At 59.6% G+C, this 2,321-nt stretch carries 2 protein-coding genes; one reads left to right on the forward strand and one right to left on the reverse strand.

Annotation, left to right across the window (positions count from 1 at the left end):
• Nucleotides 1-97: 97 nt before the first annotated feature.
• The gene (locus DW49_RS0123875) at nucleotides 98-463 is read right to left on the reverse strand and encodes a cupin domain-containing protein (RefSeq protein ID WP_005613362.1); all 366 of its coding nucleotides are present in this window, start codon (nucleotides 461-463) and stop codon (nucleotides 98-100) included.
• Between the two features lie 240 nt (nucleotides 464-703).
• Here DW49_RS0123875 and DW49_RS0123880 point away from each other — a divergent pair, with 240 nt between their 5' ends.
• Nucleotides 704-2,197 carry an aldehyde dehydrogenase gene (locus tag DW49_RS0123880; protein WP_005613365.1) on the forward strand — a complete coding sequence of 498 codons (1,494 nt, stop codon included), beginning with the start codon at nucleotides 704-706 and terminating at the stop codon, nucleotides 2,195-2,197.
• Nucleotides 2,198-2,321: the final 124 nt, after the last annotated feature.

Consider the following 2,321-nt stretch of genomic DNA (forward strand, 5'->3'; position numbering starts at 1 on the left):
TAAGTGAACAGCATTGCGCCTCGCAGCGGGCTTTTTTGTGCCCGTCGGTTCAGCCCCAACGTGCACCTGATCGCTGATCGCACTCGCGCAAACAGCCTCAGCCCTGCTTAGGCTCGAACACCACGTAGATCTTGCGGCACGCCTCAAGCACTTCCCATGTCCCCTTGAAGCCTGCCGGGATCACAAATCTATCGCCTGCACGTAGCGTCCTGGCACTGCCTTGTTCGTCACGCAGCACGGAAACGCCCTGAACGATCTCGCAATATTCATGCTCGGTGTAGTTGACCTGCCACTGCCCAGGCTCGCCATTCCAGACGCCTGCACTCATCTGGCCGCACGGGCTGTTGTAGTGGTTGTAGATCGTCTGCGCCGGGTCGCCCTTGAAGACTTTTTCCGGTGCCGGGCGATAGTGCTCGGCATCGGTGCTGGCTTCGCTGAAGTCGACGATGCTTTCAATGCTCATGCTGGATCCTCGCGCTGAATACGTTGAAGGTTGGATGAGCGAGCAGGGCATTAGTGCCTTGGATACCCACAACAGCCGTTTAATAAAATCAACAGAAAAGAGCCATTAATGGCTATCTATGTCAAATATATTGGTTTTGCGGAGCCGCTGGTTTAGGGTATTGACCGCTCCGAAACATTTCATGTCGCGTCGTCAATCAACCATGACACACCCGCATTCAACAAGAGGAGGACATAAAAAATGACCACCCTGACCCGTGCCGACTGGGAACAACGCGCCCAGAACCTGAAGATCGAAGGCCGCGCCTTCATTCAAGGCGAATACACCGCTGCCGCCTCCGGCGAGACCTTTGACTGCATCAGCCCGGTAGATGGCCGGTTGCTTGCCAAGGTCGCCAGTTGCGATGCCGCCGACGCCCAGCGTGCGGTAGAAAGCGCTCGCAGCGTCTTCGATTCGGGTGTCTGGTCACGACTGGCACCCGCCAAACGCAAAGCCACCATGATCCGTTTCGCGGGGTTGCTTGAGCAGAATGCTGAAGAACTGGCCCTGCTTGAAACGCTTGACATGGGTAAGCCGATCAGCGATTCGCTGGGTGTCGACATACCCGGCGGCGCCCGAGCCCTGAGCTGGAGCGGCGAGGCGATCGACAAGTTGTATGACGAAGTCGCCGCAACGCCTCATGACCAACTGGGCCTGGTAACACGCGAGCCGGTCGGTGTGGTGGCCGCTATCGTGCCGTGGAATTTCCCGCTGATGATGGCCTGCTGGAAGCTCGGCCCTGCGCTGTCCACCGGCAACTCGGTGGTGCTAAAACCGTCGGAAAAATCTCCGCTGACAGCCATTCGTATCGCACAACTGGCCATTGAGGCTGGTATTCCTGCGGGCGTGCTCAATGTGCTGCCGGGTTATGGCCACACCGTCGGCAAGGCGCTTGCCCTGCATATGGACGTGGACACTGTGGTGTTCACCGGCTCGACCAAAATCGCCAAACAACTGATGATCTATGCGGGCGAATCGAACATGAAGCGCGTCTGGCTGGAGGCCGGCGGCAAGAGCCCGAACATCGTCTTCGCCGACGCCCCTGACCTGCAGGCCGCCGCCGACTCCGCCGCCAGCGCCATTGCCTTCAATCAGGGCGAAGTCTGCACAGCGGGTTCGCGCCTGCTGGTCGAACGCTCCATCAAGGATCGCTTCCTGCCGATGGTGATCGAAGCCCTGGGCACCTGGAAACCCGGCAATCCGCTGGACCCGGCGACCAATGTCGGCGCACTGGTCGATACTCAGCAGATGAACACAGTGCTGTCTTACATCGCAGCCGGGCATACCGATGGCGCCAGGCTGGTCGCGGGCGGCAAGCAAATTCTGCAGGAGACTGGCGGGACTTACGTCGAGCCAACGATTTTTGACGGCGTGAACAATGCCATGAGGATCGCGCAGGAAGAAATCTTCGGCCCGGTGCTTTCGGTGTTGACGTTCGACACAGCCGAAGAAGCCATCCAGATCGCCAACGACACGCCGTACGGCCTGGCCGCTGCGGTATGGACCGCAAACATCTCCAAGGCACACCTGACCGCCCGGGCACTGCGTGCGGGCAGCGTGTGGGTCAACCAGTACGACGGTGGCGACATGACCGCGCCGTTCGGCGGCTTCAAACAGTCGGGCAACGGCCGCGACAAGTCGCTGCACGCGTTCGACAAATACACTGAGCTGAAATCCACCTGGATCAAGTTGTAAGGCGGGGGCAAGGCATCTTCACGCTGTGGTGTGGGGAACGATAACCTCGACTATCGTGCGACGCTCCGCGTCGCATGCCGTTCTGGACGCTTTGCGTCCGGTCTTGAATGCGCGGCGCGGCGCA

It is taken from the genome of Pseudomonas avellanae BPIC 631, from assembly GCF_000444135.1.
In the GTDB taxonomy this organism is placed as follows: domain Bacteria; phylum Pseudomonadota; class Gammaproteobacteria; order Pseudomonadales; family Pseudomonadaceae; genus Aquipseudomonas; species Aquipseudomonas avellanae.